The 18,767-nt window shown below is 64.9% G+C and carries 20 protein-coding genes; 10 read left to right on the forward strand and 10 right to left on the reverse strand.

Annotated features, from left to right (window positions below; genetic code table 11):
• Window positions 1–262: 262 nt before the first annotated feature.
• Window positions 263–1,168: an acyl-ACP desaturase gene (locus tag CH275_RS19940; protein WP_179276241.1), complete on the forward strand. Its 906-nt coding sequence runs from the start codon at window positions 263–265 to the stop codon at window positions 1,166–1,168.
• A 154-nt stretch (window positions 1,169–1,322) separates the two neighbouring features.
• Window positions 1,323–2,183, forward strand: a complete 861-nt coding sequence (locus CH275_RS19945) for a universal stress protein (protein ID WP_094680002.1) — start codon at window positions 1,323–1,325, stop codon at window positions 2,181–2,183.
• Here CH275_RS19945 and CH275_RS19950 read toward each other — a convergent pair.
• From CH275_RS19950 to CH275_RS19960, 3 genes are read right to left on the reverse strand one after another with little or no spacing between them, the layout of a single operon-like run.
• Window positions 2,176–2,502, reverse strand: coding sequence for a cupin domain-containing protein (locus CH275_RS19950; RefSeq protein WP_032377351.1), 327 nt, complete (start codon window positions 2,500–2,502; stop codon window positions 2,176–2,178). The two genes, CH275_RS19945 and CH275_RS19950, sit on opposite strands and share 8 nt — an antisense overlap.
• 54 nt (window positions 2,503–2,556) lie before the next feature.
• A complete protein-coding gene (locus CH275_RS19955) occupies window positions 2,557–3,066 on the reverse strand; it encodes a dihydrofolate reductase (protein ID WP_094680003.1) in 510 nt (169 codons plus the stop codon).
• Window positions 3,063–3,863, reverse strand: a complete 801-nt coding sequence (locus tag CH275_RS19960) for a thymidylate synthase (RefSeq protein WP_094680293.1) — start codon at window positions 3,861–3,863, stop codon at window positions 3,063–3,065. Before CH275_RS19960 ends, CH275_RS19955 begins: the two co-directional genes overlap by 4 nt.
• A 29-nt stretch (window positions 3,864–3,892) precedes the next feature.
• On the opposite strand from CH275_RS19960, the gene CH275_RS19965 reads away from it, so the two are divergent.
• Window positions 3,893–4,759: an Fpg/Nei family DNA glycosylase gene (locus tag CH275_RS19965; protein ID WP_094680004.1), complete on the forward strand. Its 867-nt coding sequence runs from the start codon at window positions 3,893–3,895 to the stop codon at window positions 4,757–4,759.
• On the opposite strand, the gene CH275_RS19970 is transcribed toward CH275_RS19965, so the two are convergent.
• A complete protein-coding gene (locus tag CH275_RS19970; RefSeq protein ID WP_094680005.1) occupies window positions 4,752–6,296 on the reverse strand; it encodes a carboxylesterase/lipase family protein in 1,545 nt (514 codons plus the stop codon). The genes CH275_RS19965 and CH275_RS19970 overlap by 8 nt on opposite strands.
• A gap of 74 nt (window positions 6,297–6,370) precedes the next feature.
• Between CH275_RS19970 and CH275_RS19975 the strand changes: the two genes are divergently transcribed.
• The 5 genes from CH275_RS19975 to CH275_RS19995 all read left to right on the forward strand — a co-directional run bounded on the left by CH275_RS19975 (window position 6,371) and on the right by CH275_RS19995 (window position 11,638).
• Complete coding sequence (locus CH275_RS19975) at window positions 6,371–6,931, forward strand: molybdenum cofactor biosysynthesis protein (RefSeq protein WP_094680006.1); 561 nt, start codon at window positions 6,371–6,373, stop codon at window positions 6,929–6,931.
• A 152-nt stretch (window positions 6,932–7,083) separates the two neighbouring features.
• Entirely contained in the window at window positions 7,084–8,475 is a 1,392-nt protein-coding gene (locus tag CH275_RS19980; RefSeq protein ID WP_094680294.1) for a GntP family permease, read from the forward strand.
• Between the two features lie 11 nt (window positions 8,476–8,486).
• Window positions 8,487–9,728 (forward strand): CaiB/BaiF CoA transferase family protein, encoded by a 1,242-nt coding sequence (locus CH275_RS19985; RefSeq protein WP_094680007.1) that lies wholly within the window; start codon window positions 8,487–8,489, stop codon window positions 9,726–9,728.
• Window positions 9,729–10,652: a hydroxymethylglutaryl-CoA lyase gene (locus CH275_RS19990; RefSeq protein ID WP_094680008.1), complete on the forward strand. Its 924-nt coding sequence runs from the start codon at window positions 9,729–9,731 to the stop codon at window positions 10,650–10,652. It abuts the gene before it with no gap.
• On the forward strand, window positions 10,649–11,638 hold the full coding sequence (locus CH275_RS19995; RefSeq protein WP_094680009.1) for a 2-hydroxyacid dehydrogenase: 990 nt from the start codon (window positions 10,649–10,651) through the stop codon (window positions 11,636–11,638). The genes CH275_RS19990 and CH275_RS19995 overlap by 4 nt, the downstream gene beginning before the upstream one ends.
• Here CH275_RS19995 and CH275_RS20000 read toward each other — a convergent pair.
• Together CH275_RS20000 and CH275_RS20005 are read right to left on the reverse strand one after the other, a co-directional pair.
• Window positions 11,626–12,402, reverse strand: a complete 777-nt coding sequence (locus CH275_RS20000; protein ID WP_094680010.1) for an IclR family transcriptional regulator — start codon at window positions 12,400–12,402, stop codon at window positions 11,626–11,628. The two genes, CH275_RS19995 and CH275_RS20000, sit on opposite strands and share 13 nt — an antisense overlap.
• 9 nt (window positions 12,403–12,411) lie before the next feature.
• Window positions 12,412–12,612 carry a hypothetical protein gene (locus CH275_RS20005; protein WP_094680011.1) on the reverse strand — a complete coding sequence of 67 codons (201 nt, stop codon included), beginning with the start codon at window positions 12,610–12,612 and terminating at the stop codon, window positions 12,412–12,414.
• A 106-nt stretch (window positions 12,613–12,718) separates the two neighbouring features.
• Here CH275_RS20005 and CH275_RS20010 point away from each other — a divergent pair, with 106 nt between their 5' ends.
• On the forward strand, window positions 12,719–14,125 hold the full coding sequence (locus CH275_RS20010; protein WP_094680012.1) for an APC family permease: 1,407 nt from the start codon (window positions 12,719–12,721) through the stop codon (window positions 14,123–14,125).
• Here the strand turns inward: CH275_RS20010 and CH275_RS20015 are convergent, their stop codons facing one another.
• Window positions 14,126–15,562 carry a dihydrolipoyl dehydrogenase family protein gene (locus tag CH275_RS20015; protein ID WP_094680013.1) on the reverse strand — a complete coding sequence of 479 codons (1,437 nt, stop codon included), beginning with the start codon at window positions 15,560–15,562 and terminating at the stop codon, window positions 14,126–14,128.
• A 29-nt stretch (window positions 15,563–15,591) separates the two neighbouring features.
• Here CH275_RS20015 and CH275_RS20020 point away from each other — a divergent pair, with 29 nt between their 5' ends.
• Entirely contained in the window at window positions 15,592–16,350 is a 759-nt protein-coding gene (locus tag CH275_RS20020; RefSeq protein WP_094680014.1) for an SDR family oxidoreductase, read from the forward strand.
• Between the two features lie 106 nt (window positions 16,351–16,456).
• On the opposite strand, the gene CH275_RS20025 is transcribed toward CH275_RS20020, so the two are convergent.
• From CH275_RS20025 to CH275_RS20035, 3 genes are read right to left on the reverse strand one after another with little or no spacing between them, the layout of a single operon-like run.
• Window positions 16,457–16,702: a DUF2630 family protein gene (locus CH275_RS20025; RefSeq protein ID WP_094680015.1), complete on the reverse strand. Its 246-nt coding sequence runs from the start codon at window positions 16,700–16,702 to the stop codon at window positions 16,457–16,459.
• Window positions 16,703–16,718: 16 nt separating this feature from the next.
• A complete protein-coding gene (locus tag CH275_RS20030; protein ID WP_094680016.1) occupies window positions 16,719–17,969 on the reverse strand; it encodes a hypothetical protein in 1,251 nt (416 codons plus the stop codon).
• Window positions 17,966–18,730: a crotonase/enoyl-CoA hydratase family protein gene (locus CH275_RS20035; RefSeq protein ID WP_094680017.1), complete on the reverse strand. Its 765-nt coding sequence runs from the start codon at window positions 18,728–18,730 to the stop codon at window positions 17,966–17,968. Before CH275_RS20035 ends, CH275_RS20030 begins: the two co-directional genes overlap by 4 nt.
• Window positions 18,731–18,767: the final 37 nt, after the last annotated feature.

An 18,767-nucleotide genomic window follows, 5' to 3' on the forward strand; every position in this document is an offset into this window, starting at 1 on the left:
CGGCTCAATGTATGCAATTACGGGCAAAACCGCGGCGTTTTCGTACTTCAAGTTTGTTTCCTGGCCTCTAACAGGATCGATCATAGGTTGTTATCAACGTGTGATCCACCGTTTCGGCAGAACTCGTTGTGATTTATCTCGAGCAACGGACCTGGCGGGCTGCGACTTGCCCTAAACAATGACGAAGCCGTTCACGGCGTGTGCGCGGTGGATCTACGTTTGGTCTCGTTCGGGTGGGCTTCGACGCGATGAAAGGACGAGCATGCACAGTGATATCGGTCAGTTCACTGTTCTGCGGGAACTGCGGCCGACCATCGAGGAAAATCTCGCCCGCCATCGCGCCGAGGCCGTGCAGTGGCAGCCGACCGATTTCGTTCGAGCCGAGATGTACTGGGGATCGCGAGCCTCGACTCTGACCGAATCCGCCAAAGCCGCCTTGGTGACCAATCTTCTTGTAGAGCAGAACATTCCGCTGTATCGACGGGACAGTGGGGTAACCGAGGCCGGTGCCTGGCCGTCCTGGCTCACCGACTGGAGCCGCGAGCGAACCCGTCATGCCGCGGCCGTCACCGACTACCTGGTCGCGACCCGTAGCGTCGATCCGATCGCGCTCGGCCGAGCACGATCGCAGTGCATGACCGTGGGCTTCGATGCCCCGATGAACGGCGCTCACCTTCTTCGGTCGCTGGTCCAGGTGGCTCTCGACGAATCGGTCTCGAGCGTCTGCCATCGCAACACCGCGGACCAGTGCCACGATCCGGTGGCAGATCGCCTGCTCGGACGCATCATCGCCGATCAGGAACTGCACATCAGGTTCTTCTCGAATCTGGTCTCCGCGGCCCTCGACGTGGCACCGGCGCTGACGGTCACCGCGATCACCGAGGTCGTCATGAACTTCCAACTGCCCGGTACCAACCTGCCGGGGTTCGCACGCAGCGCGATGCTCATCTCGCGCGACGGGATCTACGACCTCGCCCGCCACCTCGACGAGGTTCTCAAACCCATGTTGGCCCAGTGGCGCATCGTCGAGCGCACCGATCTCGGGTCGGGAGCCCGTAGTCGCGATCAGCTGGCCGACTACCTCGACCACCTCGACGCCCAGGCCGTCGCGACCGAGATCGGCCGCACACGAATGCTGGAGTACGGAAACGCATTGCGCGCCAGCTGACGACACAAACCCCGGGGGGTCCGTGGGACCGGCGCCTCTTCGATTCCCTTGCGGATCGAAGAGGCGCCTTCGCGGGTCCATCGACTAGCCTGAAGTTCTATTCGTCAGACACTCGGAGATCTCGTTCTCGGGGTAACGACCGGAGGCCCGAAACGTGACAGGCTCTCGACCGATCATCGTCGGTATCGACGGTTCCGCTGCAGCGGACAAGGCGGTGATCTGGGCGGCGCTGTGCGCGCACCGACGCGATCGACGGTTGCACATCGTGACAGCCGTCGACATGCCGGGAGTCGTCGATCTGAGTGAATTCGCCGGAGAAGCAACCGAATTCGTTGCGACGGCCAAGTCGCGGCTGGTGGCTGCGGAGACTCTGGCCGCGCTGGTCGTCGACGATCCCACTTTCGAGGTGACCTCGAGTGCCGTCGAGGGCGGGGTCATGGACGTCCTCATCGGGGTCTCGGCCCAAGCCGAGATCCTGGTGATCGGTGCCAGCGAAACCGGCGCTGTCACTTTGTCCTTGGCCGCGCACAGCGTCTCTCCGGTGGCCGTGGTGCGCGGCCGTGACATCGATGGCCGTCCGGTCGCCGAGGGGCCGGTCGTGGTCGGCATCGACGGGTCGGACGTCAATCAGGCTGCGGTCGAGTGGGCGTTCGTCGAAGCATCTGCGCGGGATGCCGTGCTGATGGCAGTGCACGTGTGGTCCGATGTCGATCTGACGCAGTCGTTCGGCCGTGCCCCCAAGGATTGGCATGCCATCGCCGACGGCGAAGAGGCCCTGTTGGCCGAAAGCCTCGCGGGCTGGCAGGAGCGATTCCCCGAGGTCGAGGTGCAGCGTGTCGTGGCTCAGGACCGACCGGTCCGGGTGCTCAGCGGCTTGTCCGAAACCGCGGCACTGATCGTGGTGGGCAACCGGGGGCGCGGTGGATTCGGTGGAATGCTGCTGGGTTCCACAAGTTTTGCCCTCGTCAACACCGCGGACTGCCCCGTGCTGGTCGTGAGAAAAGTGGCTACATAGCGACGGTCAGCAAGAAGCTGACGTCTTCGATGGCCTCGACGCTGTGGCGGGCGTCGGGGATGACGAGAAGGTCGCCGGTGGATCCCTTCCAGGAGCGCTCGCCGCTGATCAGTTCGAGCTTCCCGCTCAGTACCAGGACCGTGGATTCGCCGGACAGGTCGTGTTCGGCCAACTTGTTGCCGGCCGCGAGTGCCACGACCGTCTGGCGCAGGTGCCGTCGATGACCGCCGTAGACCGTCTGCGAACTGCGGCCACTCGACGCGCCGACGGCAAGCTTGAGTTGTTGACGGGCAAGGGCGGTGAGTGACTTCTTGTCCATGGTCGTCAGTATGACGCACTGCCCGCAGTCACGACGGGGGAATCCTGAACGCGCTCAGGAAGGTTGGGTAGCCTTTCCGTACTCCACGAAGCGAAACCGAGTCTCGTTCACTCGGCTGCTCTGCCACTCGCCGGCCTTCGCGATCCAGCCCTCCGGAATTTCGGGAGCACTGGTATCGCCGTCGACGTCGAGATCGACTTCGGTGACTTCGAGGTGGGTCGCGATACTCATTGCACTGCGATAGATTTCGCCGCCGCCGATGATCCAGACCGGGTCGTCGCCCACCCTGGCCACGGCGTCGGTGACGCTCGATGCGTTCTCGGCACCGTCTTCGGACCACGAGGAGTTGCGGGTGACCACGATGTTGCGACGCCCCGGCAGCGGACGGAACTTTGCGGGCAGTGAGTCCCAGGTCTTGCGGCCCATGATCACCGGATGCTCGGCCGTCGTGGATTTGAAGTGCGCCATGTCCTCGGGAACGCGCCAGGGGATGCCACCCCCGTCACCGATGGTTCCGGCCCGGCTCTGAGCCCAGATCAGACCGACGAATCGTTCGGCACTCACACCGCGACCGGTGCCTTGATCGCCGGATGGTGCTGGTAGCCCACGATCTCGATGTCCTCGTAGGTGTAGTCGAAGATCGAATCCCGTTGCGCCAGTTTCAGAGTGGGGTAGGGGTATGCCTCGCGCGTGAGCTGCTCGGTGACCTGCTCGCGGTGGTTGTCGTAGATGTGGCAGTCGCCGCCGGTCCAGACGAATTCACCGACGTCGAGGCCGGTCTGCGCAGCCACCATGTGCGTGAGCAGCGCATAGCTCGCGATGTTGAACGGCACGCCGAGAAACATGTCTGCACTGCGCTGGTAGAGCTGGCACGAGAGCTTGCCGTCGGCCACGTAGAACTGGAAGAAGGCGTGGCACGGCGGCAGCGCCATCCGCGGGATCTCACCGACGTTCCAGGCCGAGACGATCATTCGCCGCGAATCCGGATCGGTCTTCAGTGTCTCGATGACCTGGCTTATCTGGTCGATGTGCTCGCCCGACGGGGTGGGCCACGACCGCCACTGCACGCCGTAGACGGGGCCGAGTTCGCCGTCCGGGGCTGCCCACTCGTCCCAGATGCTCACGCCGTGCTCCTGCAGCCACGTGGCGTTCGAGTCGCCGCGCAGGAACCACAACAACTCGTAGACGATGGACTTGAGATGGACCTTCTTGGTGGTGATCAACGGGAAGCCTGCCGCCAGATCGAAGCGCATCTGATGCCCGAACGCGCTGGTGGTGCCGGTGCCCGTGCGGTCGGATTTCGCCGTCCCGGTATCGAGGATGCGGCGTAGCAGATCTTCGTACGGAGTCGGAACCATCACGACGGTCATCGTAGCTGCATACTGGACACATGCCGGAATTACCCGAGGTGGAAGCCCTTGCCGGCTTTCTGCGCGAGCATGCCGTCGGTGCTGTGATCGGTCGCATCGACATCGCCGCGCTGAGCGTTCTCAAGACGTTCGATCCGCCGATCACCGAGCTGCAGGGCAAGGACGTCACCGATGCCGCCCGCTTCGGGAAACATCTGGCCCTCCGAGCCGGTGACCTGTGGCTGATCACCCATCTCTCGCGCGGAGGATGGCTGCGGTGGGTGGACAACCCCAGCGTCGCACCGCCGAAGCCGGGCAAAGGCCCCCTGGCGCTGCGGATCCACTTCTTCACCCCCGAGGGGGCGACGCCCGCCATCGATCTCACCGAAGCCGGTACCAAGAAGCGGTTGGCGGTGTGGGTGGTGCGCGACCCACAGCAGGTCGCGAGTATCGCCCGGCTCGGACCCGACGCGCTGGCGGTCACCGAGCTCGAATTCGCCGAGATCCTCGGCAGCACCACCGCACGACTGAAGACCTCGTTGGTGGATCAGTCCCTGTTGGCCGGCATCGGCAATGCGTATTCGGACGAAATCCTGCACGTCGCCAAGCTGTCGCCGTTCGCATCGTCGAGCAAGCTCGATGCGGAGTCCGTCGCGACGCTCTACGCGGCGATGCGATCGGTACTGTCCGATGCGGTGGCGCGCTCGACAGGGCAGGATGCCGCGCGGCTGAAGGGGGAGAAGCGATCGGGCATGCGGGTGCATGCCAGGACCGGACTGCCGTGCCCGGTGTGCGGCGACCCGGTACGCGAAGTGGCGTACGTCGATCGATCTTTCCAGTACTGCGCGACGTGTCAGACGGCCGGCAAGATTCTCGCCGACCGCCGCATGTCGCGTCTGCTCAAGTGACGGGTTCGAGCTTCTGGCTGTCGTAGCCGCGGTAGCCCTCCCACGCCTTGCGGCGGTCGCTCCGCGGGTCCTTCTGCACCCGGGTGCGGGTGTCGAAGATCAACGTCTTGCGGTCGGCCTCGTCGTACTCCGGCCACGAGTCGAGGGGTTTTCCGTTGGTGGCGAACGCAATCCACTGTGACTGCACCTGCTCGGTGACGTCGGAGAAGGCCTTTCGCCCGCCCGCCAGCGTCAGTGCCTTGCCGAACAGCGTCTTGCTGATGCCGAACACGGCGAACAACTCGAAGCCGTGAGTGGCATCGAAACCGAGCAGTTTCATCGACCGGGGAGCGAAGTCGAAACGGTAGAAGTACGTGGGTGCGTGACGCGAATGTCCCTCGGCCACTTCGAGAGACGGCTTCCAGAAGGTGAAATCGCCACCGAAGTCGATGGCGGCGCGTTCGTTGGGGTAGCCCCGGTAGCCCGAAGTGACGACGGACTCGGCGTCGGGGTCGGTGAGTGAGAACAGCTTGGTGATGCGCTCGGGGTTGGTGGGCAGCGCATCGAGGAACTTCGGAAACAGTGTTCCCTCACGGGCATTGGTGCCGATGATCAGTGGGACGGGGTGTGCGGTGCCGTTCGCGTAGGCCTCGACGGGGCTGACCGGCAGGAAGTCGCCGTCGATCACCGGGCCGAACGGAAGCAGGCCCGGAGTGCGGTGCAACGTGGTCAGTCCCAGCTTGGTGCCTGCCCGTCCGAGCCGCAGTACCTCGGCGTTCTCGAGGATCTCGGCAGCGTTCTCGGCGGTGCCGCCGAGGTAGCCGACGTACTCGCGCGCCCATTGATCGGCACGTTCCTTGGTGGCGGTCATGCCGGGAGCCGAGCTCTCGGAAATTGCCTGAGCGAAAAGGCCTTTCGCGGCGGGGACAGTCAGCAGCGTCGTGACGGCGTTTCCGCCCGCGGACTCGCCGAAGACGGTGACGTTGCTCGGATCGCCGCCGAACTCGGCGATGTTGCGCTGCACCCATTCCAGGGCTGCAACCTGATCTCGCAAGCCGAGGTTGGAGTCGAACGGCCGCTCGGGAGTGGAGAACTGGGACATATCGAGGTACCCGAGAGCGCCGAGTCGGTAGTTGACCGAGACGTAGATGATGCCGTCGCCGTCCTGCAACGAGCGACGCACCAGGGAGCCGCCGCCGTACAGGGGAGTGGCCGACGTGCCCAGCGTGTACGCACCGCCATGGATGAACACCATCACCGGACGCGGGTTCGCGCTCGGTGCGCTCGGGGCCAGCACGTTGAGCGTCAGGCAGTCCTCGCTGGACGGCTGGTACTTGCCGATCGCCAGCATCGTGCCGCGCTTGTGCTGAATGGACGCGTTGCCCCACTCGGTGGCGTCGCGCACGCCCTCCCACGGCTGCGTCGGTTGCGGCGCACGAAACCGAAGCGGGCCGACGGGAGGGGCGGCGTAGGGAATGCCTCGCCAGGTGGTGAGATCACCGACGGACTTGCCCTCGATGATGCCGTCGGTGGTGGTCACGCGTGTCGTCACAGCCATTGCTCGAGTCTACTGACCGGTCCTTACTCTCGGGTAAGAACCGTCCGGGTTCGGTGCCGGGCAGACTCGGGTACATGCTCTTCGAATATCGCGCCGAGATCGTTCAGCTGCTGCGAGCGCCGACGCACGCGTACTTCGGGAGATCCAAGGACGGCCCTGCCGAGGTACCGACCGATCTGCCCACGAGTGTCGAGATCGTGTCCAACAAGGGCATCCGGGGCGACCGGTTCTTCGGCGTGAAGGCGCACACCGAGGCGGCGGTGAGCTTCCTGTCGCTCGAGGCATGGGAAGCCGTGGGGGACGTGCTCGACGTCGAGGTCCCCGACCCGTCCGTGGCCAGGCGCAACGTCGTGGTGCGCGGTCTCGAACTCGACCCGCTTCGAGGTGTGGAATTCCAGCTGAACTCCGGTGACGGCTGGATCACGTTTCGCGGTGGACGGCCGGCTCACCCGTGTGCATGGATGGACCGCATGGTGGCCGACGGCGCGCGTAAGGCGCTGATCGGTCGCGGCGGGCTTCGTGTCGAACCGCTCTCCGACGGGATCCTGCGGGTCGGGGAGCTACAGGTCCGCTCGCCCGTAGAACTCGATCCGTCTCGTGCAGCGCTGTCCGTCAGGCGTGCGCAGCCGATCTGACCGTGCTCTCGGCGCTCCCTCACGGCTCGATGCTGCCCACACTCTTGCTCACAAAGTAAATATGTGCCCATAATGTGGGTACAAGTGTGGTGGATCACACCGAGCCGCGTACCAATGCAGCGGTCACTCTCATCAAGCGGGAAGAATTGCCGATGTCCGACATGTGGATCGTGATCAACACCGTCGTCGCCGTGCTGGCGGTGGTGGTCTTCATCGTTCGTTTTCACTTCAACCCGGTGATCTCGCTGGTGCTCGGGGCCGCGTACCTGGGATTGGCGACGAAGCTCGGAGTCGGGACCACCGTCGACACGATCACCGGCGGATTCGGCGAGATCATGGCCGAGGTCGGCCTGCTCATCGCCTTCGGTGTTCTGATGGGCTCGGTGCTGCAGGAGATGAGTGCCATCCAGCGCCTCGTCGGCACGTTGCTGCGCACCTTCGGACCCAAACGGCTCCCGTACGCGTTGTCGCTGACCATCGCGACTCTGCTGCAGTCAATCTTCCTCGACGTGCTGTTGGTGATCTCCGCACCGCTCGCCCGCAACCTCGCGCCCAAGATCGGCAAGTACGGAACAGCGCGGATGGCCACGGCACTGGCCATCTCGCTCGAATGCGGAATCGTGTTCATGGTCCCGGGTGTCGCGACGCTCGCCCTCGCAGGACTGCTCGGCGTTCCGCTGGGAAAGATGATGATCTACGGACTGATCCTGATCGTGCCCGTCGTCGTGCTGTCGGTGGCGATCATGTCGTTCGTGTTCCGGCACGGCTGGTGGAACGAGGAGAAGGACGAGCAGCAGATCGTCGTGGTCCCAGAGCCTGTGGTCCCGGAGCCTGCCGATTCCGACGACGAGCCCCTCGAATCCGGAGGTGGTGTAGCCCAGAAGGTACGCACCGAGAAGCAGACATCGCTGCTGGTGCTGCTCTCGCCGCTGTTGCTCGCGCTCGTCCTCATCGCGATCGGTGCTGTTCTCGACGTCGCCGAAATATCCGTTCCAGTGGTCGAATTCATCGCCAGTCCGGTCATCGCGCTCCTCATCGGACTGGTGGGGACGTGCCTCATCGGTCGCTACCACGTCGGTCAGGCTCGGGTGGAGAAAGCGTTGGCCCGCGGCTTCGCCGAGAGCGGTCAGATCCTGATCCTCACCGGCGTCGGTGGTTCGCTCGCGGCCGTCATCAACGAAGCAGGACTCGGCGACATCCTCGGCCAGTACTTCACGGCCAGCACCGCCGCTCCATTGTTGATGGTGTGGGTCATCGCTGCCGCGTTGCACATCGCCGTCGGATCGGTGACGATCTCGGCCATCACCTCGGCGGGCATCCTCGCCCCGGTCGCTCCGCTGATCGGGCTCGACCCGGTGTTCATCGCTCTCGCCGCCGGTGCCGGATCACTGTTCGCCGTGCACGTCACCAGCAACACCTTCTGGCTGCTGCAGTCCTTGATGGGCCAGTCGACCAGGGGCACACTCAAGACGTGCTCGGTGGGCGTCTCGGTGGCATCGGTCATCGCCATCGCGTTGATCGTGCCGATGAGCTGGATCCTGTGAGCTTGTCTCCTATGAGTATCGAAAGGAACACGATGGCACTGCCGCTCAGCGGAGTTCGAGTGCTCGAACTCGGCAACTACATCGCCGCACCCACTGCGGCACGCATGCTCGCCGATTTCGGTGCCGAGGTCATCAAGGTCGAAAGGCCGGGAACCGGAGACGAACTGCGCAACTGGCGGTTGTACTCCGGCACCACGTCGATGCTCTACCGCACCATCAACCGCAACAAGAAGTCGATCGTTCTGGACCTGCGCACCGAACAGGGACGCAAGGACGTCGTCGACCTCGCAGCGAAATGCGACATCGTGCTCGAGAACTTCCGGCCCGGCACGCTGGAGAAATGGGGTATTTCGCCGGAGGTGCTCTCTGCCGCCAATCCCGAATTGATCATCACGCGCATCTCGGCCTTCGGGCAGACCGGCCCCATGTCGCAGCGACCCGGATTTGCCGCTGTCGCAGAGGCATACGGCGGCTTTCGCAATCTCGTGGGCGATCCGGATCGGCCGCCCGTCCGAGTGGGCGTCTCGATCGGGGACTCCATCGCCGGGCTGTACGCGGCGTTCGGGTGCGTCATGGCCCTGTTCCAACGGCAGACCCAGCGCGCGGCGCAGGCCCCGGACGAGCAGTCCCCGCTGTCGCTGGCACAGCGTTCCATCGATGTGGCGCTCAACGAATCGATTCTGTCGATGATGGAATCGCTGATCCCGGACTACCTCGCCTATGGCGTCGAGCGCGAGCGCACGGGCGGCCGGATGGAGGGCATCGCACCGTCGAACGCGTACCCCTGCAACGACGGTCACTCGATCATCATCGCCGGAAACGGCGATGCGATCTTCCAGCGCTACATGGAGACCATCGATCGTCCCGATCTGGGAGCAGACCCGGACCTGGCGTCCAACGCCGGTCGATGGCGTCGACGCGACGAGCTGGACGCCGCCATCTCGGCCTGGACCGGATTGCATTCGCGCGAGCAGGCTTTGAAGATTCTCGACGCCGCCGGGGTGCCGTCGGGACCGATCTACACCGCGGCCGATATCGTCGCCGACGAACAGTACGCCGCCCGCAACATGATTCAGCACTTCCCGGTCGACACCGGAGGCGACGAGCCCACCGACGTCGGCTTCGTCGGCGTCGTCCCGGTGATCGGTGACGCGTCCCTGCCGATTCGTTCGGTCGGACCGGATCTCGGCGAACACACCAGGGAAGTACTGTCGACTCTGCTCGGCCGCACCGACGAAGAGATGAGCCTCTAGATGTATCGATTTGCTCCCGCCGCAGAACTTCGCGACGTCACGATGCGCGACGGACTTCAGCTCACCGGCAAGATGCTCTCCACCGAACGCAAGCTCGAGATCATCAGAGCGCTCATCGAACTCGGCGTACCTTCGCTCGAGATCGGATCGATGGCACGGGGTGACAAGGTACCGCCGATGGCCAACACCCTCGAGGTGATCGGTGAGCTCACCGCCGCCGAACTCGCACGGTGCTGGGTGTGGGTCGCCACTCCACGTCACGTCGAGAAGGCCGCTGCCGCCGGGGCCCGCAATTTCCAGTACTGCTTCTCCGCTTCGGACTCGCACAATCAGGCCAACATCGGTCGTACCACCGAGGTCTCCCTCGCTGCGATGCCCGACGCCGTCGACATCACGCGATCGGTGGACGGGGAGATCGAGCTGTGTATCGCGACGTCCTTCACCTGCCCGTTCGAGGGACAGGTGCCGCCGGACCGGGTCATCGAGATCGCCAACGACGAACGGGCAATCGGCGCAACGGATATCGTCATCTGCGACACCCTCGGTCAGGCGGTTCCGGTGCAGGTGCAATCGCTGATCTCACGGGTCCGCACGGAAACTCCCGATCGCAGAGTGGTGTTCCACGGTCACGACACCTGGGGCCTGGGCGTCGCGAACACCCTGGCCGCGATCTCCGCCGGAGCCACGATGGTCGACGGTTCGCTCGGCGGACTGGGCGGGTGCCCGTTCGCCCCGGGAGCCAGTGGTAACACCTCGTCGGAGGACATCCTCTTCGCGACGCGGCCGGATTGGTTCGAGCCGAAAACGTTGGCGGCCATGGCGTCCTTATCGGAAGTGCTTCTCGCCGAACTGGAGGAGCCCATGCGGTCCAAGACCGTGCAAGGCGTACGGTCCGAGGCGCGCGCCTTCGAGTGGGTCGTATGAGCCGCATTCTCGTCACCTCCGAAATCCCGGCTCCCGGCATGGACATTCTGCGTGCCGCGGGCGAGGTCGACCTCCGCGAGCTCGATCACGAGCAGCTGGTCGACGCGTGCGCGTCGGGCGACTACTCCGTTGTCGTGTCCCAATTGCGAGACCGGTTCGACGCCGAACTGCTGGCCTCGGCGTCGATCACCGGGATCTCCAACTATGCCGTCGGATTCGACAACATCGACATCGCGGCCGCAACCGAACACGGCATCACGGTCGCCAATACACCCGGGGTGCTGACGGATTCGACCGCGGACATCGCGATGCTGCTGATCCTGTCGACGGCCCGCCGTGCCATCGAGGCCGATGCGTTCGTCCGCTCGGGCTCGTTCACCGGATGGGAACCGGAACTGCTTCTCGGCAGCGATGTTTCGAGCCGGGTGTTGGGGCTGGCCGGTTTCGGTCGCATTGCTCGCGCGACTGCGCGTCGAGCACTGGGGTTCGGTATGACGGTCAAGTTCTGTCCCCGCCCGCCCGGTGATCGTGAGGTTTCCGATGACGAGCTCGGTGAGTTCGCGGGTCGCGTCGAGCATGCGTCGTGGGACGAGATCGTCACGACGAGCGACTTCCTCTCCCTTCATGTTCCGCTGTCGGACTCCACCCGCCATCTTGTGGACGCCACCGTACTCGGGGCTATGAAGCCGTCGGCGATCGTGATCAACACCGCGCGAGGACCGGTGATCGACGAGGCCGCTCTGGTGACCGCGCTCCGCGAGGGCACCGTTGCCGCAGCAGGATTGGACGTCTACGAGCGCGAGCCGGCCCTCGAGCCCGGCCTGGCGGATCTGCCCAACACGGTATTGCTCCCACACGTGGGGAGTGCGACGGTGTCGGTGCGTTCGGAGATGGCGCGGCTGTGCGCTACCAATGCAGCAGCGATGTTCGGCGGTTCGATGCCACCGCATCCGGTGAATCCGGACGCCTGGCGTCACGCGGGGTAGCGGCCGCCGAGGGTCCTCGTGATCCGCTCGGCGTGTGAAATCAGCAGATCCACCCAGTCCTCGCACTGCGACTGCGGCATCCGCAGTGTCGGTCCGCTGATGGTGACGGCACCGACGATATCCGCGGCCGAGTCGAACACCGGCGCGGACAGTCCGGATGCGCCGGTCTCGCGCTCGCCGGTGGTGATCGCGTAGCCGTCGGCCTTGGTCTGCGCCAACAGGGTTCGCATCGTCTCGGCTTCGGTCACCGTCTGCTCGGTCATCGATTCGAGTTCGCGGGACAGGACACGCTCGGCCAGGTCGTCGTCCCAGGCCAGCAGGACGCGGCTGGCCGATCCTGCACTGAGCGGGATGACCTTGCCGACGTACATGTCCCGTCGTAAGGCATGGCGGGTCTCGGCGATGGCGACGCACACGCGGTAGTTCTGTTCCGGCCGAAAGAAGCACGCGGTCTCGGTCGTCAGATCGCGCATGTCCTTGAGAACAGGGTTGACGACCGACAGCACGTCGAGGTCCTTGGTCGCCGTCGCGGCCCAGTAGGCCATGCGCACTCCGATGCGAATGCGATCCCCGCCCCGGTCCAGAAATCCCTGCTGCACAAGGTTGGTCACGAGGCGCTGCACGGTCGAGGTGGGCAGGCCGGTGGTCTGTTGGATCTCCCCGAGCGTCATGGACGGCCGGTCGAACGAGAACGCGTCGAGAATCTCGGTGATCTTGCCCAGCACGAGAAGCGGTTGCTGCTTCGACGCGCTCTCGGTGCTCACCCGATCAATCTACTCGGTCGCCCGCTTCACCAGGCGGTCGATCGGCTTGGTCAGGAACAGTATTGTCAGCGACCACAGACCGAGCGAGGTGAACGCGACGCCGAAGGCGATCAGGATCAACACCGAACTGATCGCGACGTTGCGGACGCGTTCGAGGTGTCTCGAATCGGAGGCCACGATGGACGGGCGCCGCGAGACGATGATGGACACCGCAATGTTCGCGACGTAGAGCGTCGAGGAACTCGAGTCGATTCCATTCCAGCCCCTCTCGTTTCCATGTCAGCATTGTGCTCCTCGTACGAGTAGCGTCCGAACGATGTCCGATAGACGTACTCTCACCACCGGTCGAGTGGTATTTCTCGTGGTTGCTGCCGCCGCGCCGATGGCGGCCATGATCGGCAACGTACCGCTGGCTCTGATACGCGGAAACGGTGCCGGACTGCCCGCGGCATACGCGATCAGTGCCGTTGTGCTGCTGTGCTTTTCGGTGGGCTTCGCGGCGATTAGCCAGCAGGTGTACAGCACTGGTGCCTTCTACACCTACGTCGGTCTCGCACTGGGTAAGCCGCCCGGAGTTGCTGCCGCTTATGTCGCAGTTGTCGCGTATACCTCGCTGGCGTGCGGACTTTCGGGAGCATTCGGTTATTTCACACATCTGGTATTCGCCGATTCCGGTATCGACATTCCCTGGTACGTCTTCACGGCAGCCGCTGTCGCAATTGTCGCTTTCCTGGGCTTCCGAAATGCCGATCTCTCGGCCAAGGTGTTGGGCACGCTGATGGTGCTCGAATTTGCTTTCCTGACGGTGTTCAACGTCCTGGTGGTGGGTGAGAAAGGCGCTGCGGCGGTACCACTGGAGTCGTTCACCCCCACGCAGGTGTTCTCCGGATCGCTGGGTATAGCGATGATGTTCGCCTTTTCGAGTTTCATCGGTTTCGAGTCCGCCGCTCTGTACGGCGAGGAAACCAAGGATCCCAGGCGCAGCATCCCGCGGGCGACGTTCATCGCCGTGACGCTCATCGCGGTCTTCTACGTGCTGACGAGTTGGATAATCGTCGGGGCAGCGGGCGGCGTCGATGCACCGGAGCTGGCCAGGACCGAACTGGGCAATCTTCTGTTCACGCTGGCACAGCAGTACGGAGGAACGGTGCTGTACGACGGCACCGCGGTGCTGCTGTGCACCAGTGTGCTCGCGTCGTATCTCGCCGTGCACAACGCGGCCAGTCGATACCTGTTCGCCCTCGGGCGTGAGCGCGTACTTCCGCTGCGGCTGGGCCGAATTCACCCGAAGCACTCGAGCCCACACATCGGCAGCGTCACTGCCTCCGTCGTTGCTGCAGTGTCGCTCACGGTATTCGCGGTGACCGGTGCCGACCCGTACCTGATCTATGCTGCCGGTGCGATCGGCCTCGGAACGCTGGGAGTGATTGCTCTGCAGGCTGCTGCGGCGCTGTCGGTGATGGTGTTCTTCGTCGGCCATCCGGATCGCTCGCTGTGGCGCACCGGCATCGCCCCCGGTATCGGCTTTGTCGGGTTCATGACCGGATTGGTGCTTGCCGGAACGCATTACAGCATCCTGACCGGTTCCGATTCTGCGATCGTCAACGCGATTCCCGTGGTGCTGATCCTGGCCGCGATCCTCGGCGTACTGGTGGCATTGCGCATCAGGACCACGGACCCGGAGACCTACGCGGGCATCGCCGCGGCCTACATGCGTCAGTGATCAGCTGTTTCTGCGAGCCTCGAGGAGCCGGAGCCAGATCTCGCTGACCGTCGGGTACGAGGGCACCGCGTGCCACAGGTCGTCGAGCGATACCTTGCCGACCACCGCGACGGTGGCCGCGTGAACGAGCTCGGCGACACCCGGCCCGACGAACGTCGCGCCCACGAGCGTGTCGGTGGCGCGGTCGATCACCAGCTGCGCGCGGCCCGAGTAATCGTCCTGCTGCAGAGACGAACCCGCGACGGCGATGTCCTGTGCCACTGTGTCGACATCGATGCCTTCTTGTCGGGCCTTTGCCTCGGTCAGTCCGACGGACGCCACCTCGACGGGCGTGAACACCACCTGGGGGATCTGGCCGTGGTCCGCGGTGGCGCGGAATCGCTTCTGGTCCAGCGGCTTTCCTTCGGCCCTTGCGGCAATGACGTCACCGGCCACCCGGCCCTGGTACTTACCCATGTGTGTCAACGGTGCGCGGCCGTTGACGTCACCCACTGCGTAGAGCCAGTCGTGACCAGGAACCGACAGGTGATCGTCGACGTCGATGTAGTGACCATCCTCGAGTCCGAGGCTCGACAAGCCGAGGTCCGAACTCGCCGGGGTTCGGCCTGCAGCGACCAGCACTTCGTCGGCGACCATCTCGCTGCCGTCGACGACGAGGGTCACCGGGCCGCCGTGAATTCGACCGATGCCGGTGTCGGCAGGGTTCTCTCGTGACACGGATTCGAGGGAGGCGTCGAGCATGATCGTTGCGCCGCGTCCCTTCAGCGCGTCGGCGACCAGCTCACCGGCGAACGGTTCGGAACCGGCGAGCAGAGACGATCCGCGCACGATCATCGTCACCTTCGCTCCGAGAGAGAGCAGCCAGGTGGCCGCCTCCGTCGCGACGACGCCACCGCCGATGACGGCGATGTGCCCGGGGGTCTCGTGAATGTTGGTGGCATCGCGGGAGATCCACGGCCGGGCGTCCCGCAGACCTGGTGTGTTCGGTACCGATGCGGTGGTTCCGGTGGCGAGAACGACGGCGTGCCGGGCGGTGATCGTGCGGCCGTCGACCTCGACGGTCTTGGCCCCGGTGAGTCGCCCGTGGCCGCGGATCACCGAGATGCCGGCCGACTCGGCCCACGTCACCTGCGAGGAGTCGTCCAGGCTGTGGGTGTAGGACTCGCGCCGGGCCAGGACAGCGTCGGCATCGAGGGGCTGATCGCCGACCAGTTCCTTGACGCCCGGCATGTTCCGTGCGGTGTCGAGAACCTCGCTCGGACGCAGCAGAGCCTTGCTGGGCATGCATGCCCAGTAGGAGCATTCACCACCGAGGAGTTCGTGTTCGACGATCGCGGCAGTGCGTTCGCTGCCCTGTATCGCGTACTGCGCAGCATTCTCGCCGACCGGTCCACCGCCGATAACGATGACATCGAATTCCGAACTCTCTGGGGCCATTGCTCCACAGTGACATAGGCTCGCCGGTTATGGCGACCACTCGGAACAAGATTCTGATCACCGGAGCGAGTTCGGGGCTCGGGGAGGAGATGGCCAGACGGTTCGCCGCCATGGGCCGCGATCTGGCGTTGTGCGCCCGGCGAGTGGAGCGGCTCGACGAACTTCGGGTCGAGTTGCTGCACCAGAACCCGAACATCACGGTCTCGGTCCGCGCCCTCGATGTCACCGATCACGACGCCGTGGTCGAGGTGTTCGGCACCCTGCGCGACGAACTGGGCGGACTCGATCGAGTGATCGTCAACGCCGGACTCGGCAAAGGCTCGAAGATCGGGACCGGGCGGGCCGAGGCCAACCTGCAGACCGCACGCACCAACTTCGTCGGGGCCCTGTCGCAGGCCGAAGCCGCACTGTCGATCTTCAGAGAGCAGAAGCGCGGGCACCTGGTGTTCGTCTCGTCCATCAGCGCCGACCGGGGGCTACCGGGAGCCAAGGCGTCCTACTCGGCGAGCAAGGCGGCTGTGGCCTCGCTTGGCGAATCGCTGGCAACCGAGCTGGCGAGAACCGACATCGCCGTCACCACCCTGTTGCCGGGCTTCATCGCCACCGACATGTCCGCCAAGGCGGGCGACAGTGCCGCTCTCACAGCCACTCTGGACCAGGGCGTGACCGCCATGGTCGACGCGATCGAGAGCGAAACCCGCCGCGCCGCGCTGCCCGGCCTCAAGTGGCGAGGCATCGACGCGGCGCTGCGGTTCCTGCCGAACGTGCTGACGGATCGAATGGTCTGACTACTGCAGGAGTGGAGCCTGCCGGAACGACCAGATTTATGCAGGAGTGGAGCCTGCAGGAACGACCTGATTTATGCAGGAGTGGAGCCTGCAGGAACGACCAGATCTATTGCAAGTACCCCTCGACTTGGTCGACGCTGTTGGCGGTTGCGGTATCGGGGTCCTTGCCTGCGTCGATGCGCGCGCGGCGCTGGCGAAGCAGGTCCCAGCACTGATCGAGGGCGTGTTCGAGGGATGCCAGCTCGGCCTTCTCGGTGCTCGGGTCGATGTCGCCGGCCTGGGTCTCACTGCGGAGCTTGTGCTCGGTGGCGATGAGCTGCTGGATCTTGGTGTGGATATCGTGCTCGTTCATGGCGACAACGGTAGACCTACCAGGGTTTACCGGCCAGGTTTCGCGTCGCCAGGGCTCGTTGCACCGCCGAGGCGAGCTCGGCCGACGATCCCACCAGGTCGTCGTCGGTGGATACGAGGGAGAGCGTGTAGCTGCCGTTCAGCCGGGAGATGTAGGTCGACATTCTGATGGTGGACTCCGTGCCCCGCGGATCGGGGTGAATCGCCCGGGTGGCCAGCCCGCACGATCGGTGGGGGCCGAGGGTGGTGACGGCTCTTGGGATATCGCCGATGTTGGAGCACAACACTTCTCCCCGTCCCGGTGTCGACGTCAATTTCGCGGCGATGCGATGGGGGAGTAGCTGAACGATCTCGGGCGGATAGCCGGCCGGCGCTCCGACGGGAGCTCCGAATGCGGTCTTGCACGCCACCCGGATTGCTGCGGGCGAATCGTCTCCACGGACGGCGACGGTGGCCATGCCGATCGGATTGGCGTCACCGGATCCGGTGCGGAAGGGGATGTCGACGGTCACGGCTGGTGAGCCGAGCTCGCTCATCGTGGCAGCCACGACGGAGACGAACAAGGAGTTGGCCGAACCGCCGACACGCTCTGCTGCCGAGTCCCATTCCGCGGCATCGATATCGACGATCACCGCGCGCATCTGCCGCGCCCGGTGCGGGGCGACGCCGCCGGTGTCGGCGGTGGTGAACGCACGCAGTTCGGCCCGGGCCTTCTTGCTGACCCATAACTTCGCTGTCGCTGCGATGGATCGAACGAGGACGGTCAGGATCATCGAGATCGCGTCCTTCGCATCCGAGCCGGGGTGCAGGACCGGGGCGGGTGCCGAGTTGCTGGAGAACGCCTGTGCGGCAGCATTTATCAGACCGTGAGCATCGGCCAGCGCATGCGAACACACCAGGGACACCACGGTGCCACCGTGTGCGAGGGGAGCGGCCGTCAAGCGCCAGCCGGGCCCGTACTGCGGGTCGAGTGGAACATCGGCCTGACCATCGGCCCACTCGATGATGTCGTCTACCGCGTCGGTGCCGTACTCGAGCGGAAACGACTCGGTCGAGATGTCCCAGCGGAGTCGAGCGCCGGGTATGCGGGGCTTGGCGACTGTCCGCCCGAGGTGCCCGAGGGCCAGGTCATCGTGTACCCGGCCGAGCTCGTGCCTGCTCACCGTATCGCTTGAGCGCCAGATTCCCTGCAGTGCAATGGGAATGCCGTATCCACGATGGGTGCGGAGAAAGATCTCGTCGATCACCGACAAGCGTGTCGAGATCATGGAATCGGGGTGCCGTGGCGTCCCGCGCCCGAGACGAACCTGCTCGCGCCGGAGAGCGCGTCGGCGGTGATCGAGATGGCACCGTGTCGAAATTCGTTCTTCAGAGCGGACTCTTCGTCGAGGCCGTCCTGTTCGAGTACGGACAGTCGATCCTCGCGCATGCAGGTCTGCGGCAGCAGAGCCAGTTCGGCGGCCAAGGCCTCCGCTTCGGAGCGGGCCCGTCCCACCGGAACCACTCGGGTGATCAGACCGATGTTCAGGGCCTCCTGTGCATCGACGGCGCGACCGGTGAGGATCATGTCCATCGCCCGTCCGGTACCGACGATGCGCGGCAATCGCACTGTGCCGCCGTCGATCAGGGGAACGCCCCAGCGGCGGCAGAACACGCCGAATGTGGCGTCGTCCTCGGCGATGCGGAGGTCGCACCACAGCGCGAGTTCCAGTCCGCCCGCGACGGCGTATCCCGAGACCGCGGCGATGACCGGCTTGGACAACCGCATTCGCGTCGGGCCCATCGGGCCGTCCCCGTGTTCGGTCGCGTGATTCGAGCGTGGAGTGCCCAGTGCTTTCAGGTCGGCTCCCGAGCAGAACGTTCCGCCCTCGCCCCACAGCACTGCTACCGAGGCGGATTCGTCGGCGTCGAACTCCTCGAACGCCTGGATCAACTCCTGGGCGGTGGGGCCATCGACGGCATTGCGTGCCTCGGGGCGCGACAGGACGACGGTGGTGACGGGGCCTGATCGTTCGATCCGTACCGGCATATCTGTGAACCCTACTCGAGTACTCTTGCGTGAAGCA

Source organism: Rhodococcus sp. 06-235-1A (genome assembly GCF_002258785.1).
GTDB lineage: Bacteria > Actinomycetota > Actinomycetes > Mycobacteriales > Mycobacteriaceae > Rhodococcoides.

Coding starts and splice junctions, on each gene's coding strand:
- CH275_RS20025 (WP_094680015.1), bottom strand. CDS start 16,702: ATGAACGAGCACGATATCCACACCAAGATCCAGCAGCTCATCGCCACC.
- CH275_RS20020 (WP_094680014.1), top strand. CDS start 15,592: ATGGCGACCACTCGGAACAAGATTCTGATCACCGGAGCGAGTTCGGGG.
- CH275_RS19995 (WP_094680009.1), top strand. CDS start 10,649: ATGAGCCGCATTCTCGTCACCTCCGAAATCCCGGCTCCCGGCATGGAC.
- CH275_RS19975 (WP_094680006.1), top strand. CDS start 6,371: ATGCTCTTCGAATATCGCGCCGAGATCGTTCAGCTGCTGCGAGCGCCG.
- CH275_RS20035 (WP_094680017.1), bottom strand. CDS start 18,730: ATGCCGGTACGGATCGAACGATCAGGCCCCGTCACCACCGTCGTCCTG.
- CH275_RS20030 (WP_094680016.1), bottom strand. CDS start 17,969: ATGATCTCGACACGCTTGTCGGTGATCGACGAGATCTTTCTCCGCACC.
- CH275_RS19950 (WP_032377351.1), bottom strand. CDS start 2,502: ATGGACAAGAAGTCACTCACCGCCCTTGCCCGTCAACAACTCAAGCTT.
- CH275_RS19980 (WP_094680294.1), top strand. CDS start 7,084: ATGTCCGACATGTGGATCGTGATCAACACCGTCGTCGCCGTGCTGGCG.
- CH275_RS19970 (WP_094680005.1), bottom strand. CDS start 6,296: ATGGCTGTGACGACACGCGTGACCACCACCGACGGCATCATCGAGGGC.
- CH275_RS19965 (WP_094680004.1), top strand. CDS start 3,893: ATGCCGGAATTACCCGAGGTGGAAGCCCTTGCCGGCTTTCTGCGCGAG.
- CH275_RS20010 (WP_094680012.1), top strand. CDS start 12,719: ATGTCCGATAGACGTACTCTCACCACCGGTCGAGTGGTATTTCTCGTG.
- CH275_RS19940 (WP_179276241.1), top strand. CDS start 263: ATGCACAGTGATATCGGTCAGTTCACTGTTCTGCGGGAACTGCGGCCG.
- CH275_RS20015 (WP_094680013.1), bottom strand. CDS start 15,562: ATGGCCCCAGAGAGTTCGGAATTCGATGTCATCGTTATCGGCGGTGGA.
- CH275_RS19985 (WP_094680007.1), top strand. CDS start 8,487: ATGAGTATCGAAAGGAACACGATGGCACTGCCGCTCAGCGGAGTTCGA.
- CH275_RS19990 (WP_094680008.1), top strand. CDS start 9,729: ATGTATCGATTTGCTCCCGCCGCAGAACTTCGCGACGTCACGATGCGC.